At 45.7% G+C, this 18,454-nt stretch carries 13 protein-coding genes and 1 pseudogene; 6 read left to right on the forward strand and 8 right to left on the reverse strand.

Going from position 1 to position 18,454, the window contains the following annotated elements:
* Positions 1-107 precede the first annotated feature (107 nt).
* The 3 genes from pepT to RXV91_RS03620 are packed head-to-tail and all read right to left on the reverse strand — an operon-like array spanning position 108 to position 3,102.
* Positions 108-1,346, reverse strand: coding sequence for a peptidase T (gene pepT, locus RXV91_RS03610; protein WP_316438699.1), 1,239 nt, complete (start codon positions 1,344-1,346; stop codon positions 108-110).
* Between the two features lie 39 nt (positions 1,347-1,385).
* The gene (locus RXV91_RS03615) at positions 1,386-2,408 is read right to left on the reverse strand and encodes a Nif3-like dinuclear metal center hexameric protein (protein WP_316438700.1); all 1,023 of its coding nucleotides are present in this window, start codon (positions 2,406-2,408) and stop codon (positions 1,386-1,388) included.
* A complete protein-coding gene (locus tag RXV91_RS03620) occupies positions 2,395-3,102 on the reverse strand; it encodes a tRNA (adenine(22)-N(1))-methyltransferase TrmK (protein WP_316438701.1) in 708 nt (235 codons plus the stop codon). Before RXV91_RS03620 ends, RXV91_RS03615 begins: the two co-directional genes overlap by 14 nt.
* A gap of 364 nt (positions 3,103-3,466) precedes the next feature.
* Here RXV91_RS03620 and RXV91_RS03625 point away from each other — a divergent pair, with 364 nt between their 5' ends.
* Positions 3,467-4,672, forward strand: coding sequence for an O-antigen ligase family protein (locus tag RXV91_RS03625; RefSeq protein ID WP_316438702.1), 1,206 nt, complete (start codon positions 3,467-3,469; stop codon positions 4,670-4,672).
* A 105-nt stretch (positions 4,673-4,777) separates the two neighbouring features.
* Here the strand turns inward: RXV91_RS03625 and RXV91_RS03630 are convergent, their stop codons facing one another.
* Positions 4,778-5,548, reverse strand: coding sequence for an ABC transporter permease (locus RXV91_RS03630; RefSeq protein WP_316438703.1), 771 nt, complete (start codon positions 5,546-5,548; stop codon positions 4,778-4,780).
* A 14-nt stretch (positions 5,549-5,562) separates the two neighbouring features.
* Positions 5,563-6,504, reverse strand: coding sequence for an ATP-binding cassette domain-containing protein (locus RXV91_RS03635; protein WP_316438704.1), 942 nt, complete (start codon positions 6,502-6,504; stop codon positions 5,563-5,565).
* Between the two features lie 176 nt (positions 6,505-6,680).
* On the opposite strand from RXV91_RS03635, the gene RXV91_RS03640 reads away from it, so the two are divergent.
* Positions 6,681-7,187, forward strand: coding sequence for a MarR family winged helix-turn-helix transcriptional regulator (locus RXV91_RS03640; protein WP_316438705.1), 507 nt, complete (start codon positions 6,681-6,683; stop codon positions 7,185-7,187).
* Between the two features lie 154 nt (positions 7,188-7,341).
* Here the strand turns inward: RXV91_RS03640 and ppsA are convergent, their stop codons facing one another.
* Positions 7,342-9,738: a phosphoenolpyruvate synthase gene (ppsA, locus tag RXV91_RS03645; protein WP_316438706.1), complete on the reverse strand. Its 2,397-nt coding sequence runs from the start codon at positions 9,736-9,738 to the stop codon at positions 7,342-7,344.
* Between the two features lie 521 nt (positions 9,739-10,259).
* Between ppsA and RXV91_RS03650 the strand changes: the two genes are divergently transcribed.
* The 4 genes and pseudogenes from RXV91_RS03650 to RXV91_RS03665 all read left to right on the forward strand — a co-directional run bounded on the left by RXV91_RS03650 (position 10,260) and on the right by RXV91_RS03665 (position 14,981).
* Complete coding sequence (locus RXV91_RS03650; protein WP_316438707.1) at positions 10,260-11,402, forward strand: hypothetical protein; 1,143 nt, start codon at positions 10,260-10,262, stop codon at positions 11,400-11,402.
* A 304-nt stretch (positions 11,403-11,706) separates the two neighbouring features.
* Positions 11,707-12,090: a carboxymuconolactone decarboxylase family protein gene (locus RXV91_RS03655; protein WP_316438708.1), complete on the forward strand. Its 384-nt coding sequence runs from the start codon at positions 11,707-11,709 to the stop codon at positions 12,088-12,090.
* Between the two features lie 410 nt (positions 12,091-12,500).
* A complete protein-coding gene (locus RXV91_RS03660) occupies positions 12,501-13,961 on the forward strand; it encodes a catalase (RefSeq protein ID WP_316438957.1) in 1,461 nt (486 codons plus the stop codon).
* Positions 13,962-14,034: 73 nt separating this feature from the next.
* A pseudogene (locus RXV91_RS03665) lies at positions 14,035-14,981 on the forward strand (alpha/beta hydrolase).
* Positions 14,982-15,099: 118 nt separating this feature from the next.
* Here the strand turns inward: RXV91_RS03665 and RXV91_RS03670 are convergent.
* Both RXV91_RS03670 and RXV91_RS03675 read right to left on the reverse strand, forming a co-directional pair.
* Positions 15,100-16,062 (reverse strand): zinc-binding alcohol dehydrogenase family protein, encoded by a 963-nt coding sequence (locus tag RXV91_RS03670; protein ID WP_316438709.1) that lies wholly within the window; start codon positions 16,060-16,062, stop codon positions 15,100-15,102.
* A 114-nt stretch (positions 16,063-16,176) separates the two neighbouring features.
* Entirely contained in the window at positions 16,177-18,450 is a 2,274-nt protein-coding gene (locus tag RXV91_RS03675) for an HAD-IC family P-type ATPase (RefSeq protein WP_316438710.1), read from the reverse strand.
* Between the last annotated feature and the right edge of the window lie 4 nt (positions 18,451-18,454).

An 18,454-nucleotide genomic window follows, 5' to 3' on the forward strand; every position in this document is an offset into this window, starting at 1 on the left:
CCTCCTCAAAAACGGTAGCAAAAAGGCAGCCGTCATAGCTGCCAATTTTCGTTTGACCTTTATTGACTATTAGAGTATAACCCGTAAGGTCAAACAAGGTCAAGAATTTAGTCTTGGTCATAATTATCCTGAACGATTTGTAAGACAACGTCCACGGCTTGAGCCATCACTTGTTCTGAAACGTATTCAAACCGACCGTGCATGTTCTCACCACCAGCAAACAAGTTTGGTGTCGGCAAGCCCATAAATGAGATCTTGGAGCCATCCGTCCCACCACGAACTGGATAAATGGCTGGCGTGATACCGAGCTTGAGCATGGCTTGTTTGGCCAATTCAACGACCCGCATATCTTTTTCAATGATTTCGCGCATATTGTAATACTGGTCCTTCATGTCGACCTTGATCCGGGCCACACCGTCAGCCAAATTCAGCCGATCCGCAACCGCCATAAATAACCGTTTACGTGCTTCGAACTTATCGCGGTCATGATCACGAATAATGTAAGTCATCTTAGCGCTGTCAACGGTCCCGTCTAAACTAAGCAAGAAGAAGAACCCTTCACGGTCTTCCGTGTGTTCCGGGACATCATGTGCGGGTAACGCCGATTGAAAATCAACGGCTAACTGCAAGGCGTTGACCATCTTATCCTTAGCTTCCCCTGGATGAACGTTGACGCCTGTAATCGTCACCGTCGCTTGGGCCGCGTTGAACGTTTCATACTCCAGTTCACCAAGCGGACCACCATCGACGGTGTAGGCATAATCGGCGCCAAAGGCAGGCACATTAAAGTGATCAGCCCCAGTCCCAATTTCTTCATCGGGACCAAAAGCTAAGCGAATCTTGCCATGTTTGATCTCAGGATGGGCCAACAAATATTCCGCAGCACTAATGATTTCAGCAACACCAGACTTATCATCAGCTCCAAGCAGCGTGGTTCCATCAGTTGTGATCAGCGTGTGACCAGCATAGTTCTTTAAGTTTGGGAAGACCGCCGGATCCAACACATAGTCCCCGTTGCCGAGCTTAATAACTGATTCACCGTCATAATTGTCAACAATTTGTGGATTGACATTTTCCGCGTTAAAGTCAGCCGTATCAATATGTGAAATGAAGCCAAGGGTTTTAACAGCTTTGTCACTATTCGCAGGAATCGTCGCAAAAACGTACGCACTTTGCGCATCCTGTTCAACATCGCTCAAGCCTAAATCAGTGAGCTTACTCATTAATTGCTTTAAAAAGGCCGTTTCACGTGGTGACGAAGGAATTGTCGTTGATTCCTCATCTGAACGACTATTAATTTTGACAAAGGTTAAAAAATCTGAAATTAAGTTTGGATATTTTGACAATATGATAACTTCCTTTCCTTATTAAAGTTCATGATTAACTTAGATGAAGGTAAACGGATCAGTATTCAGCTGAGACGCCACAATCTCGATTGGCCAGCCAGCTTGTACACGCCATTGATCAAACAGCTTAGTGAGCTGTGACTTACAAATACTCTCGATATGGTGGCCTGGATCAATGACCGTCAACCCGGCTGCCAGCATATCGTGACCGGTGTGATAATAGACATCCCCGGTCACGTAAGCTTGTGCACCTGCTCGCAACGCTTGGGGATAGAACTTACCACCATCGCCGCCGAGGACAGCGACACGGCTGATCCGTTGTTGAGAATCAGCGCTGACTAGTCGCAGCCCACTGACACCAAATGCTTGCTTACACTGTTCGGCAAATGCCTGCGCTGGTAACGGTGTCGGCAAATCACCGACTCGGCCCATATAATACTGATGACCGCCAGACAACAGTGGCACAACCTGGTAATCCCACGTGTCAGCGGCTAAGTCATTAATGCCCGCTACCGCAGTTGGAATCTGATCGGCTAGTAAGTCGACGCTGAACTGTTCACCCGAGTTGACAGCGTAACGATCTAGCGTGGCACCCACGGTATTCGTTAAGTATTCCTGTACCGTTTCAACTTGATCGGTCGGTACCGTTAGGGTCAGCTTAACAGCCTGTGCATGGTACCCAGGAACCAACCCCTGGACGTTTTGCAAGTCTAGGGCCGCCGCAAGCCAATCGTTCATCCCGCCCTCAGCACAGTCCAGATTCGTATGGGCCGCGTACACCAAGATGTGGTGGGCTGCAAGTTCTGCATACATTGCTTTTTGAGGATCCTGATAATCAAGATTGTTGGCCGGTCGAAACATGACGGGATGATGAGCAAAAATCATGTCAGCACCGATCGTGATGGCTTCTTGGACAACTTCCGGCCGCACATCCAGGGTAACTAACACCTTGTGGATGTCCTGATGAGGATCGCCGATTTGTAATCCGGTGGGATCATGCTCCCACTTCAACTTGAGTGGCGCAAATTTTTCAAAGCGCGCGATTAATTCACTTGCTTGCATCCGTCAAGACTCCTTCAATCAATTTAATTTTGGCATTAGCGCGCGCCAAGTGCTCCGCTGGAATCACTTTAGCCCGCTGCATTTGCGCAACCGCAGCGTTCACTCGCTGTAGTTCGCGCTGCCACTTGGCAATAAATACCGGCGACTGCTCAGTTAACAGGAACGGACCAAACAACTGCTCAGCGGCTGTATATGTGACTGCATGATCAACGCGGTCCGCACAAAGAATCTCATAAGTATGACCATCTTCTGCCAGAATTCGCTCAGCCACAATCTGAAACTGATTAGCAGCTAGCCATTCACGTACCGTTGCTTCACCAACGTTAGGCTCCAATATGAGCCGTTGAACACCTACAAGTTTTGGCGCACCTTGCTCGAGAATATGACGAATCAAAGGACCGCCCATTCCGGCAATCGTCACCGTATCAATACGATCAGTCGGCTCAATCGCAGCCAATCCGTCAGCCAACCGGGCCACCAAGACATCAGTTAAGCCTAGCTTTTGAATCTCATGGCGCGCGTTCTCAAAGGGACCTTGAACGACCTCACCGGCGATACCATAACTAATTTGGTGATTTAATGCGAGATTAGCTGGCAAATAAGCGTGATCTGACCCAATATCGGCCACGCGAGCGCCCGGCTGGACGAAAGCGCCAACCGTTGCTAATCGTTGTGATAATTGTTTTGCATCCACATACAGTTCCCCTTTAATTCGGTCAGACTTACCCACGCTAATAAAGTATCAACAACACGACTTTCAGCAATTATTGGCAAGTCTTCCCAGTCTAATTGTTTTAATTATACCGTTTAACTAACTACGCATGGTACGCGTTATATTAACTTGACTAGTACCATCCGCCACTAATCATATTTTACCATGCTTCACCATGAATACGCATTCAGCTGGTTAATTTTTTCTGAAAATTCCTAAGCTTTGTTCAAACTAACTAAAATTCCATAAACCTAAGTTCAGCTAGCAAGCTTGCGTGCCATAATAGTAATGTCGACTGACAAGCGACATGTATTTTATCTTCTAACGAGAGAAAGTTTGATTAATCATGCGAAAACGTCTTGTAACGACGTCGCCATTTTTGACTGGCCTAAAATTATTAGCCATTCTGCCACCGGTGGGAATCGGTTGGCTCATTTATTTAAGCCGCTGGCAATGGCTGGCGCTACTCAAACACCCGCGACAATTCGGCCGTCATGACCCATTGTTAGGATTTATTGTCCTGCTAATGGGTGTCACAACGCTCAATCTCAATCACCGTGATTATCGCAGCGTTGCACTGTCCGTTTTAATGCTTTTTGTATTGGGCAATTTATGGCTACTATGCCGTGAATCAACCCAATCAATTGCGTGGCACGAACTGCGTAAATTCGTCATCCAATTCGGCTTGTATATTACAATCAGCGGCTTTGCGTTTCATTGGCTCAACCAAGTATTGACACTACCGACTTGGTTAAAATTCCTGTTGGGCGATTTATTGTGGGGCTATGCCGCTAATCAAAATCGTTTATTCGGTTCCGCCTACAATCCAAACGATGCCTGCTGTCTATTATTGATTGCCCTCGGTTTACTATTGACGCAATTAAGTCATGAAAGCGTTCACCCCTTCACCCGCTGGCCACTAGCGAACTGGTGCTTCGTTGGCCTACTGTGTGTAGGTATTTATCAAACCAAATCGCGCACAGGGCTCATGATCATGATAGCCATTCTGATCATGACGACTTACCAGCTTTGCCGTCACCATCGCATTTTGGTTACAACAATCTTGATTGCTGGCAGTTTAATTGTCTGGCACGTTTTCCCCAGAAGTGCTTCGACCATCACCGCGCTTCAAAGTCGCTTGACGATTTGGCACAACAGCTTCACCGTTTTCAAACAGGCCCCGTACCTCGGCGTGACGTATTTTGGCTTTGCCCGGCACTATTTGCAATTGACGGGAACCTACGTCCCACACGCCCACGATATTTTGCTCATGCTACTAGCTTCTTTTGGTATCCTAGGCGGTGCCGGCTTTATTTACTTAGTCCTCAGCAGTGGCTGGCACTTAACCAAATATTGGCACCAGTATCGTACGCCAAATTTGCGTTACTTTATGATGACTTTGCCCATCATTCTAGCCTATGGATTGACGGACTTCGTTTTATCTTCTATGCAAGTATTGATTATTATTTTGCTCATTATCGCTTGTTGGCACCACGAACAACAATTGCGGCCAACCATTGGCCCTCGCAAGTATCAGTCTCCACTTATCTGACACTTTTCATCATCATCAATTTCGAACGGGCAGTAATGCCCCATTTCAAAAATAGTGTGCGCTGCCGGTCATCAAGCCGCAACACACACTATTTTTAGCGTGCCGTTAACTAAATCGGCGATATGCCAAAACAGTTAACGGCATAAAAATCACAATAATAAGGAAACCACTTAACAGTACACCAAATGCATCGGGCCCCCAATGGCCAGTCCGCAAAATTGTGCGCATCACGGTAATTGTTAGACTGACCGAATTCAATCGGACAATTGTTTGCAACAAATGTGGTAACGTCTTAGTCGGAATAAAGGCGTTAGATAAAAAAGTCAGCACTAAAATAATGATCATTGACAGGCTGCCAATCAGGGCCGCATTTTTGACCATTAAACCAACTAAAGCAAAGACCCATGAAAGCGACCATCCAACAAATACTGCCAGCAGTAAAACGCCGATCAATACTAACGGACTAACAACGGGTCGCCAGCCCATCATAAAAGCTGTCACCAGTGCCATCAAGCCAGAAATAAGCAATCGGAAAACATCTCCCACTAACTGACCGGCTAACGGTACGATCGGTGAAATCGGTAGCGTCTTGAAGCGGTCAAACACCCCCGCGTTAATGTCTTCACGTAATTGCTGGCCGGATCCCGATGCTGCATTCAAAATACTTTGAATCAAAATACCGGTAACTAGCATTGGTAAATAGGCCTGGACACTGCCCGCAATCGCCCCACCAAACAAGTAACCGAATAATAGGGTAAAAATAATTGGTTGTATCACCACGTCACTAACATTATCTGGATTATGCCACATTTTTAATAAGTTCCGATGCGTCATTGTCAAAACATGACTTAACTCTGCTGGTTGTTTGATTTCCATCTCTTTGACCTCCTCTAATTTGTGCCCACGGTCAGTTTAAAAAACACATCATCGAGCGATGGCGCGTGCATCGCAAAGTTACTGACCGTGATTTGAGCAGCTTGTAACTGCATCAGAATTTCAGTGACCGGCGTCAAGCTAGCGGTATCCAACGGCACTGTTAGGGTCCGTTCCGCAACACGGACATCTTGACCGAGCATGGCTTGTAAGATATCCTTAGCCGTTGTGACGGCCGTCGTCGCACTGACTTCCAATTCAAGCTCTTGACCCCCTACTGTTTGTTTCAAAGCGGTGGGCGTCTCACTGGCGACTAACTGGCCATGATCTATGAGCGCAATGTGGTCGGCTAACTGGTCGGCTTCTTCTAAGTACTGAGTCGTTAGCACCACAGTCGAACCATCGGCCACTAGTTGACGAATTGCCTGCCACATCTGCGTTCTTGTCCGCGGATCCAAGCCCGTGGTCGGTTCATCGAGAAAAAGAATGGCCGGTTTACCAATCAAGCTAACCGCCAAATCTAATCGTCGCCGTATCCCGCCAGAAAATGTGGCCAAAACGTGATCCGCAGACTGCTTCAAATCAAAATCCGTCAGTAATTCCATCGCTCGATGCTTCGCCGCCGCACGACTTAAACCATTCAAGCGCCCAAAAATCTGCAAGTTTTCCCGCGCACTCAAGTCCTGGTCGATACTGGCTGTCTGCCCCGTTAGACCAAACTGCTGGCGAACACGTCGGGCTTGTGACAACGAATCAAACCCATTGACTAAGATTTTCCCAGCATCTTGTCGTAATAGGGTCGTCATCATCCTGATGGCCGTCGTTTTACCCGCACCATTGGGACCCAACAAGCCAAAAATTTCACCCCGTTGGACTTGCAGTGACAAGTCTTGAACGGCGACTTTCGTTCCAAATCGCTTCTGAACATGGGTCATTTGAATCATCATTTCTTCATCCAAGTTAAAACCTCCCACAAATTAATCGGGTCCCCTGACGAAATATATATATTAAGGTCCCCTGACTAAATTGTCAACGACTAATTATTGACCATCAATCTAAAAATCAACTAACCTTAACGTACCGCATACCAGAGAATGTTGTATACTTAAGAAAAGAACGAATGGAATGATCAATCGTGACAACGAATATTAAGGCAGAACTAGTCGCCGGAAAATTGGCCGAGTACGAACAACTAAGCAAAATCTATGATGACATTGTCAAGCAGGCCCGTCCAAGAATAACCGTTGAAGGTCAGGGCAAGATTCTACTAGCACTAGCCGATGAGGACCACCTCTCACAAAAACAGTTAGCAAGTCGTCTTGGTATGTCGCCGCAATCAACGAGCGAGTTCGTCTATAAACTTGTCAATCGTCAGTTGGTCACTTTATCCAAGTCCACCAAAGATCGCCGCGTCAACCTTGTGAACTTAACGGCTGCTGGTCGCAAAGAGATTGCATCCGCAGCCCAGGAGGTCCCTCCATTTGTCAACACGCTTTCTGACGACGAGCTCGATCAACTGGCGCCCTTGTTAACCAAAATTACCACCGCAATGTATGCGGATATTGACGCTGCCAATCCAACTTTGGGCGTTAGGTTTCACAAATTATTTGCTAGTCGGTACTTGAAGCAGTTTAAAAAGTAAGTCATATACCACCTGACCGTCATTTTCAGATGACCACTTGCTCCGAATTAACCATGAGTCAGTATTTTGCTCTAAACAAATTTAAAGGCGGACCAATTCAGTTACGAATTGGTCCGCCTTTAGTGATTATTTAACTTTTAACAGGAATCATAGTTTACCATTTATAATCAATTGGGTCCTGTAAGCCCCGGCCAGTCGCTTTGTCCAACATAATGCGTTGTTCAAAGTGCGCCACGTTTCGTTTAGTCTCCTTGACCATATCCGGATTGACTGAAACATAGTCGATGCCGCTTTGAATCAGGAAGTTAGTAAACTCTGGGTACTCTGATGGTGCTTGACCACAAATCGAAACCGTCTTGCCATCTTTATGAGCCGTCTTAATCAGGTGCCGAATCGCCCGTTTAACAGCCAAGTTCCGCTCATCAAAGAGGTGGGCCACCGTATCATTATTACGGTCACAACCTAGAATCAGCATTGCAAGGTCATTCGAACCGATTGAATAACCATCAACGAATTGGTTGAATTGGTCGGCCAAAATAATATTGGTTGGGATTTCAGCCATCATATAGACTTTGAAGTCAGCACTCCGAGCTAGGCCTTCATCGCGCATAATGGTCGTTACTTTTTGTGCTTCGTCGACGGTTCGTACGAATGGAATCATGACATTCAAGTTCTTCAAACCAAATTCATTGCGAACCTTTTTGACCGCAGCCAGTTCCAACTTGAAGGCCTCGATATATTTCGGATCGTAATACCGAGATGCGCCCCGCCAACCAAGCAAGTCAGCTGGTTCATGTGGTTCGTACTTATCGCCGCCCTTTAGATTGCGATACTCACTCGACTTAAAGTCTGAGAAGCGTAGGACGACTGGCCGTGGTGCCATTGCCCGAACAACCTTCGCAATCCCATCCGCCAACATATTAACCACCTTTTCAGGGTGACCCTGCTCGATCAAGTATAGTGGATGTTCATGAATAAAGGTTGTCCATAGGAACTCTTCACGCATTAGGCCGATGCCATCAGCTGGTAAACTTGAGTATTTGTCAGCCAGATCAGGATCACCCAAGTTCATCATGACGCCCGTTGCAGTTGGGGCAAAATTCTCAGCGGCGACCACTTGACCAATGGCTGCTGTTGCACCGTTCTTAGGCTTCAACATGCTGGCGACTTTACCTTGATAAACAACCCCGTTCTTAGCATCGACGGTTACGACATCGCCGGTCTTCAAGACGTCTGTTGCCGCGACTTCCTTACTTTTAGTGCCGACAATACATGGAATCTGCATCTCACGAGAAACGATCGCAGCGTGACAAGTCATGCCGCCGTTATTAGTCACGATAGCTGCGGCTTTCTTCATTGCCGGTACCCAATCTGGTGATGTCATTAACGTCACTAACACTTCGCCTTGCTTGAACTGATCAATGTCTTTCGGATTATCAATGACATGCACGACCCCACTGGCTAAGCCAGGACTAGCTGGTAGTCCCCGGACGACAACTTTAGCATCCGCCTCATCCACAACGTCTTCATCGTCAGCTGCATCTCTGTGCTTATTACGCTGTGACCAAACCGTTTCTGGCCGCGCTTGAACGATCCATAGCCGGTTGGTATTCGTGTCCAGGGCGTATTCCATATCCATATAGCAACCGTAATGCCGTTCGATTTCTTTAGCGTAGCCCGCCAATTCAATGACTTGCGCATCTGTTAATACTGGCTGACCCTGTAATTCATCGGGGACGGACTCTTCCTTGGTTCCGCCACCCGGTAACCGCATTAATTGGACAGGTTGTTTGATAATATTCTTTTCAACAATTTTCATTGATTGTTTATCGATAACAAAGTGATCCGGGGTAACTTTGCCCAAGACAATATATTCACCCAAACCATAAATGGCATCGATCACGATTTTGGAAGCATCCCCATCCGCTACATTGACGGAGAACATGATCCCAGAAGCCTTAGAAAAGACCATCATTTGAATCGCCGCTGAGAGGGCCACTTTTTCGTGTGGAAAATGCTGTTTGTGCCGATAATATGTCGCGCGATCCGTGAACAGTGACGAGTAACATTGTTGAACCCGGTTAACGACATCGGCAGCACCCTTAATATTTAAGTAAGATTCTTGTTGGCCGGCAAATGAAGCGTTTGGCAAGTCTTCCGCAGTCGCTGAAGAGCGAATCGCCACGAACGGATCAGTTTGCCCCATTTTCTTAGCGAGATCCGCATAGGCTTGTTCAATATCAGCCGCCAGATCTGCGGGCATTGTCGCGTTCACGATCAAGTTACGAATTTGTTCGCACGCAGCATGCAATTCATCAGAATTTTCATAATCCTGAATGCTGGCTAACAAATCATTGACCTTATCATTCAATCCCGTCTGGGTCATGAAGTACTGATACGCCCGGGCAGTGGTCGCAAAACCATACGGGACTGGAACATCCATCGATGACGTCATTTCACCTAGTGAAGACGATTTACCACCCACTAGGTTCACATCTTCACGGTGTAATTCATCAAACCATAAAACGTTTGCCGTATCACGACTACTCATAAGATTACCTCCCTGTATTTCTTAACTTGACTATCACAATTATCAAACTGAAAGTAAATTCATGCAATCGTTTACATTAACCATTTATATTGTAGTTCATTTTTACACAAAGTAAAACCTGTTCTCATTATTTTTTCGATAGAATATGGTTATTAGTATTGATCAATCACGTCCACGAAAGTTCATCGTTATCCTTAAATAGCTGGCATTCTATTGATCTTCATTCTCAAAACGGTTCGTAGCTCATCATTGGCAGGTAAGGCCAATTAATTAACGAATACTTTTCACAATGTTATTAGTTGAGTGTCGTATCGTCACTTCACCGGACACGTTTTTTCGTCATCATTAATGCTTAACATTGTTATCATCTCTAAAACAGCGCCAACAAAGAATTGTAAGCTCAATAACAAACCGCTGCAGGACGTCTTAACCTGTTCAATCCAATTGACACTCGGCACAATCACATATGCTATACTGATGGTTATTATACATATTTTTCATTGATTCGGAGGAATCCCCAAATGCACAAATTGGCTATTTTGCTTATTACAATCGGCATCACACTCGCTGGTTGTACAACCCAAACATTCGCCCCAGCCCATCACCACCCCGTCAAAGCGACGACCCAAAAAGTACTCCAAGCAAAGACCAAAACGTGGACTTTTGATCAAGCGGTTAGTTCTAAACAGACGAAGCACGGTGTTGCCAGCAAATTAGAAGCCTCAGTTGTCGACAAGACAACCACCCAATCAAGTTGGACAACTAGCCAAGGCCAGTTTTTATCAGTAGGCATCAAACACCGTCAAGTCTCGTTCTCTAAATGGCAGCGCGCTCAACAACGGCATATTATGAAAAGTTACCGTCATCGACTTCATTACATGTCAGTCAGCCAAGTCAACGCGGTTCTAAAAAAACTTGGCGCACCGATTAAAATCAGTAAGTTGACCGACTTGATCTACTTAGAAACTGGTAGCAGCACCGACCCTTTACCAGTGGCCACGGCCTTCGTTGCTAAAGGCCATCATCTCTACGCCATTAATATGCAATACTCAGATACTGATCAGCCTACAACCATTGACCGCGGTCGCTCTTTTACCGACACGAGTACTAAAGTGACCCCTAGGCACATTAGCGTTAATCAACTCAATGGCACTTGGATTGCTGCCGAAACAACAACAAGTGCTAGCGACACCGGCAAGCTAATGATTAAAAATGGTTACCTGTATCAGCATCGGTATGATAGTTATGAACGCTCCGCGATCCAAGACCTCAGTCGTTATTCATTAGGCTCATTAAACCAAAATGTAACCTACGCTGCCTTCAAAACTGATGCCGCTCACGCCGGTTACCAGTTGGCGCATAATACTGTTGCTAGTGGCGACAGCACTGGTATGTTGTACATCGTTATTAACGCCAACAAAATCATTCGCATCAATCAGCAACTTGTCACGACATATAACAAAACCAGTACCATCGTTGCAGCTAGCGCTTTGCCGCAAACAGACATCGATATTTTTAACCAAATGGATCAACAACATCCTGGCGAATCGGCCGCGACCATTACGGTCAAAGCTGGGCCAGCCCGAGTGGCACTCACCAGTAGCCTGAATTATCTGACCGATCCAGATGCTGGGCAAATCACTAAAGAGGTGACCGTTAACTAAGCTGGTTATCCCCTCGTTATTAAAAGAGAAGGTCAGCAACGTTGTTTTGATCTCATGGCTTACAGTCGTTATGGTTAAAGACATGCGTCCTGTAATGAACCAGTGTGTTCATTGCAGGACGTTTATTTATTTAGTAAAAAACCATAGCAACCCAAGTGTCAAATCAGCTAAGCACTATAACCACTATCGCCAGCACATCAAATATTTAGTAAAGTCATCAGCCTTACATACAGCTTTGATTGTCAAAATTAATCGACCTCGGGTACACTGGGCGTCATTCTATTTAAGAAAGTAGTGATTGTTCATGACAGAATCAAAACGGGCTAGCAACGGTGACAAAATCTTTAAAACGTTAAACCCGGAAGCAGCAGCGCAATTGAAAGCCTCCTTAGCCAATACTGCGCCAGTACTCAGCCAATATATTTCAGAATTCGTCTTCAATGATATTTTTGGTCAACCTGGGATGAGTCTAAAACAAAAAGAAATCATCACTCTGACCGTCCTATTGACACTCGGTGATACGAATTATCAGCTACGCGTTCACCTTCAGAATGCCTTAAATATCGGCATTACCAAAGCTGAGATCATGGCTACTTTTGTTCAATGCCTTCCCTACGCTGGTTTTCCACGTGTACTGACGGCCGTCCAAATCGCGACCGACGTCTTTGCACATTCTAGCGCCAAATAGTCGTTTGCCCTCTCACAAGCCAACTCAACAGCGCCGGTGTTCAGATCTAAATAAGATCTGGATGCCGGCGCTTTAATTATGATCCCACACGGGCCGCATTTTTAAGGCTAATTGACACTTTACGATCGGACCGTCTATCGATATTAACGCACGACCACCATCCTTAAAATCTGTCAATAAAGGTCACTGACCATTGTCACAACCAACGGCAAACATTGGTATAACAACGTTGATTGCAAATGTCATTATTGATTTACACAGCGAACTAACAAACCAATTGACTTAATTCGCAAAATCTTAGTTATCAGATTATCAACGACTGGCGTCAAAGTAAGATTGCATGTTAGCATTTTAATTGTACAAAATTTAATTATTTTTATTGTCGGTTCTTACAGAAAGGAAGATGAATGATGGCAGACAAATTGACGACTGAAGCAGGTCAACCATGGGCCAATAACGAGCATTCACAAACAGCGGGGACCCGTGGACCAGTGCTGATGCAAGACTACGATTTATTAGAAAAGTTAGCCCATTTTGACCGTGAACGGATTCCCGAACGAGTTGTTCATGCTAAGGGGGCCGGTGCTAAGGGTTACTTTGAACTTCTCAATGATATGAGTGCTTATACTAAAGCCGATCTCTTCAACGGTGTTGGTAAAAAAACGCCCCTAATCATGCGGTTCTCACAGGTCGCTGGTGAAAAAGGGTACCCTGACACCGTCCGCGATGTTCGCGGCTTCTCGATGAAGTTCTACACCCAAGAAGGTAATTATGACATCGTCGGTAACAACACGCCAATTTTCTTCGTCAACGATCCTCTAAAATTTCCGGATTTTATTCACTCGCAAAAGCGTGATCCAAAAACCAACCGGCGTACACAAAATATGCAATGGGACTTCTGGTCACACTCACCGGAATCACTGCATCAAGTCACCTATTTAATGGGTGATCGTGGGCTGCCCGCTTCATTCCGAACAATGAATGGCTATGGCTCGCACACATTTAAGTGGGTCAGTCAACAGGGCAACTCATTCTGGATCAAATATCACTTTATTGCTGATCAAGGCGTTAAGAATATGACAGCAGCGGCGGCTGACCAAATGACACTCAAAAATCTTGACCATCTTCAAGACGACCTATACGACGCCATCGAAACTGGTAATTATCCGTCTTGGACACTCTATGTACAACTTATACCATATCAAGCAGGTTTAGACTACCAGTGGGATATTTTCGATGTAACTAAAGTTGTGTCCCATAAAGATTACCCACTCATCAAAGTCGGTCGCATTACGTTGAACGAAAATCCAATTAATAATTTTACGGATATCGAAGAGGCCGCTATGTCGCCCGCTAACTTTGTTCCTGGCGTAGAACCTTCACCAGACAAATTGTTACAGGGCCGCCTATTTTCCTATAAAGATACTCAACGCTACCGTTTGGGCGTTAACTTTGAAGATTTACCAGTTAACAAGCCCATCGTTCCTGTGCATAATTACGAACGCGATGGCTACATGAAAGCTGATAATCAAGGGGCAGCCGTCAATTATGAGCCAAATTCACTGAATGGCCCCCAAGAAGTCGCTGACGCAGCCATACAAGCAGCTCCGATTACGGGCGATGCACAAGCTCAACCGTACACCCATCATATTGATAATACGACTCAAGCTGGTAACCTATATCGTCTAATGAGTGCATCAGAGCAAGCCCGCCTGATTGAAACCATCAAAAATACGCTTGGACAAGTGACCCTCCCCGGCGTTAAAGAACTTGAGATTCAACAATTTTACGCGGCCGATAAGTCTTACGGCACCCGCGTTGCTAAAGCACTGAATTTAGATATCACAACTATTTTGGGCTATCGCGAATAAGTCGTCTATCCTGATTTAGCATCCAGCATAGCTATCACGATACCGTCGATACAACCACGAAGAGGAATGCACGATGTCGTCCCAATTAGAGCGTGTTACTCTAGAACCTGTTGCTACCAGCCTAACCACGGCAACTGATCCTCACCCACGTCTCTATGAACTGTCACCATCGAGGGCCGTTCGATTCTCGACCAACCCAAGATAGTTCCTTTCGAAAGGCCAGCGTTGATATTGACGATCAGCTAATGGATACTGGTCAGCGGGGCACCATCAACGTGCACTTCATGCGTCCTGCCGGTAACTATATCCAACTGCCAGTTATTTTCTATATTCATGGTGCCGGCCGGATTTTGGGAGATGCCCATACTCATGACAAACTGATTCGTGAATTAGCTGTCCGGACTAACTCATTGGTCATCTTCCCAGAATATACACGTTCACCAGAGGCTCGCTATTGAACAGAACTACGCAATCTTACAACAGCTTCCAACGCTTGCAATTAGTAAACAATTCGATGTCACCCGGTTATGCGTTGCTGGTGACTCCGTTGGGGGTAACATGGCAACAGTTATGACCATTATGACTAAGCAGCATCTAGTCATCCCCATCAAACAACAATTACTCTATTATCCAGTCACAGACGCTAACTTTGATACTCTTTCATATCAAGAATTTGCAGATCATTACTATTTAACTCAGACTAGTATGAAATGGCTTTTGAATCAATATTTACTAAATTACCACGCTCGCAAAGAAATCACAGCTACGCCACTCCAAGCTTCACAAAAACTACTCACCGACTTGCTCGCTGCAATGATTCTGACCGACCAAGCTGATTTTCTGCGTGATGAAGGCGAAGCCTACACAACAAAATTGCGAGCTGCCGGCGTACCAGTCACGCAAACTCGATTCCAAGACATGGTTCGCGACTTTGTAATGCTCAATTCACTTGATCAGACAAACGCAACTAAGGCTGCGATGGATTTATCAACGACTTGGATCAATCGACGTCATAACTAGCAACTGTACCGCGCGCAAACCAATTGAATCTAATTGACAACTACCAACAAAAATAGCGTTGAGTCGACCAACTAATGTTGGCGGACTCAACGCTATTTTTATTTTGAATACTGCCATTTTAATCCATCAACACAATAGCCTTCCCAAAACTGTCCGCCGCTTGCAAATAAGCATGGGCAGCTGATACCTGATCGAACTTAAAAATCCGAGCCGGTGCGACCGACACGTGATGTGTTGTGATGAAATCAAATAAATCTTGCAACAACGTCTGAGAGACATCACCAGAAGAAAAACCTGTTAAATAACACCCATTTGGAATATCACTAATCGGGTCAAAATCAGGAACAGTCCACAGTCCACCTAATTCGCCCGTCATATTTACAATGCCGCCTTCGTTGAGATGCGACAACGAATCTTTGACACTGAGCGGACCAATCAAGTCGATAATTTTATCAAAATGAGCCGTCGCAGTTGGTAAATGGGCACTATCCGGGGCGACGATGACCTCATCAAAACCAGTATCAATTAATTGTTGCCGTTTAGCTACCCGCCGAGTGGTCCCCGCCACATAGATTTTAGGATTATAGGCCTTGATCAGATTCAAATCGGCAATTCCAACCCCACTAGTAGCCGCTCGAATCAACACCCGGTCCGTCGCTTTAAGCTGTAACGACTTAAAAATGCCATAAGCCGTGTAATAGGTCTCAGGCGTTGCCACCAATGAGGCGATCGGCAGATCCGTTTTGATCGGATAAACCTGCTCATTCGGTAATAATACGTATTCGGCATAGCTACCATCATACGCTCGACCCATCTCGCCCATAATTGAAACCACGCGTTGCCCAGACATGAACGTTGCTGGCGCACTGGTCGCATCGACCACACCAACTACTTCGATTCCGAGTACTCGTGGGAATTGCACGCTCGGTGACTTGCCTTCCCGTGTAAAGATTTCTGAGTGATTGATACCAAAACCTAAAACTTTTACCCGGGTCCACCCCGGTTTGACGCTTGGTTTAGGAAGTGTCGTTAATTGTAACACTTCTGGTCCACCTGGTTGGTTCACGACATATGCTTGCAAATCGGTACCTCCATTCATTTTTCAATACCAATTTAACAATAACCGTGACCCACTATTTTCGCAATTAATTGATCTCCTACTGAATACCACCGTTGTTATAAGCATGACAAGTATTTAATCGATAGTTGCCAGAAGTCTTTGGACTGCCGTCAAACTAATACCAGTCATTAAAACTAATATGATAACTATCAAGGTCAACCAACCATTAATGGCCAGCACACCCCAACCAAGGTTAGCTAATCCGACAGTCAACAAGCAGTTCAAACCAATTGTTACCACAACTGCGTGACTGGGCCGTCCCCACCAAAAAGGTCGGCTAGTACGAGTCATCAAGATTGTTAGCATGGCACTAAAAATAAGGTAGACATAAAGACTAGTACTCAACTGGCCAGCAGCCAATCCTTGACCACTTAACCAGGCCATCAAGCCAACACCTACAGTTGTCCACCCAGCTGCTAATACCCCCGCAATTTTGCTTAAGCGAGGCATATCCCATTGTTCAGGACGATAACGAATGGTTGTTCGATCAGTGCCAAGTACCAACGTCACTAAATCATTAAGAATAGCCACTAACACCATCGCATTCAACGACAGTGGGACGCGCCCTAACCATAAATATCCTATCGTTAAGAGCACCGTCAATTCAACCGTTCGAGCAAGTTTGGTTATGGTCCAGGTTAACATCCGCTGATAAACGCGATGACCGCTATCTAAAATCGTCAGAATATTCGCTAAGCCGCCCGTCAATAAGACGAACTTAGCACTTCGTTTGGCTAAATCGGTGGCATTGTCAACGGCAATCCCAACCTCCGACTGCTTTAATGCGGGAGCATCATTAACACCGTCGCCTGTCATCCCCACCACGTAACCCGCGTGCTGCATAGCTTTGACAATCGCCAATTTATTCTCTGGAACAACTTCGGCAATCCCGGCAACTTGTGCTAACGGTCGCATGTGCGTTTTAAATGTCTGGTAGGAAACCACTTGACCTTTTAATCCGACCGCATCAGCCACAGCCTGCGCTGTTTTTAAATTATCGCCAGTCAGCATAACCGTTTTAACACCACGTTGTTGAATACTTTTCAAAACCGCCGCACTATCTGGGCGCGGCTGATCTTGCAAAATCAATACAGCTTGTAAGACATTATCAATCATCACTGCCACTGAGCGTCCCTGAGCCAAATCCAGCTGATCGATTGTCAAAGATGGTTGTTGCTTCGTTAACTCACATAGACGATTAAGCGCACCAACGCGCACCCGCACGCTTGTTAGTGCATCACCAACCAATGCTTCGGCATAACCAACGCTGGCATCGAATGGCTTAAATTCTTGCTGCGGCAACTGCTCCAGTCGATGCTGACGAGCAAAGTTCATAAGTGCTTGATCCACAACGCTGGGATGTCGCAAATCGGTCGCACTGGCTGCTAACTGTATCAGTTGCCGGTCTGACCTGGCTGATAAGTTTTTAAACTGTACAACCCGCGGTTGATTCGTTGTTATCGTTCCCGTTTTATCAACAAGTAACAAATCCAAACTGGCTGCTTCCTGAATACCGGTTAATTCACTAACTAGAACCCGATGCCGGCTAAGTTCACGAGCTTCTACCGCATTTGCAACCGCAAAACTTGATGGCATGGCAATTGGAATCGTAGCAATGAACAACATCGCTAGGAACGGTAACATCTGAACCATATCCGCATGGCGAATTAGTGCTACCCCAATAATAACGATGGCTAAAACACTGTCTAACAATGCCAAGTAACCAATGATTTTGCCCAACAATTGTTGTAAATGACCAGGTGCATTAGTTTGATTAATCAAACTAACTGTTTTCCCAGCGCGACTATGGCTGCCCGTTGCCAGCACACGTGCTAAGGTTGTTCCAGCCAGCACCATCGTGCCTGCAAATGCAATATCACCGGGCATGCGTGTCACTGCAACGGATTCACCGGTAATCGAACTTTCATCTATATTAATTGAATGCGTCAACACATGGACATCAGCCGGGATCACGCTTCCTACCTGTAAACTAATCAGGTCACCTACAACTAAAGCCTTCGCATTAATCAATTGCCAATGACCATCGCGTCGTACCGAACTAGTAGGCGTCAATTGATGCGCTAACTCCTGTAAAACCATGGCCGCACGTCGCGATTGAATTGCGCCATTAACGGCTGCAAAGATCAGCATTAAGGCAATAAAACCGGCTTGAATTTCTTTGCCTAAAACAACTTCAATGACTAAGGCACCTTCCAAAATCCATGCTGAAGGTTCCCATAAACGACCGACCACAGCTTTTAAAAAATTAAACGTTGGTTCTGGGACATCATTAAACCCATCTTCCGCTAGTTTAGTGGCTGCTTGCTGCTTCGTTAAATCTTCAAGCATTTCA

Source organism: Lactiplantibacillus sp. DA1 (assembly GCF_032681335.1).
GTDB lineage: Bacteria > Bacillota > Bacilli > Lactobacillales > Lactobacillaceae > Lactiplantibacillus.

What these genes read in the sequence shown, in the direction of transcription:
- RXV91_RS03650 (WP_316438707.1), top strand. Translation starts at nt 10,260, where the DNA reads ATGCACAAATTGGCTATTTTGCTTATTACAATCGGCATCACACTCGCT.
- RXV91_RS03675 (WP_316438710.1), bottom strand. Translation starts at nt 18,450, where the DNA reads ATGCTTGAAGATTTAACGAAGCAGCAAGCAGCCACTAAACTAGCGGAA.
- RXV91_RS03655 (WP_316438708.1), top strand. Translation starts at nt 11,707, where the DNA reads ATGACAGAATCAAAACGGGCTAGCAACGGTGACAAAATCTTTAAAACG.
- RXV91_RS03630 (WP_316438703.1), bottom strand. Translation starts at nt 5,548, where the DNA reads ATGGAAATCAAACAACCAGCAGAGTTAAGTCATGTTTTGACAATGACG.
- ppsA (WP_316438706.1), bottom strand. Translation starts at nt 9,738, where the DNA reads ATGAGTAGTCGTGATACGGCAAACGTTTTATGGTTTGATGAATTACAC.
- RXV91_RS03660 (WP_316438957.1), top strand. Translation starts at nt 12,501, where the DNA reads ATGGCAGACAAATTGACGACTGAAGCAGGTCAACCATGGGCCAATAAC.
- RXV91_RS03625 (WP_316438702.1), top strand. Translation starts at nt 3,467, where the DNA reads ATGCGAAAACGTCTTGTAACGACGTCGCCATTTTTGACTGGCCTAAAA.
- RXV91_RS03615 (WP_316438700.1), bottom strand. Translation starts at nt 2,408, where the DNA reads ATGCAAGCAAGTGAATTAATCGCGCGCTTTGAAAAATTTGCGCCACTC.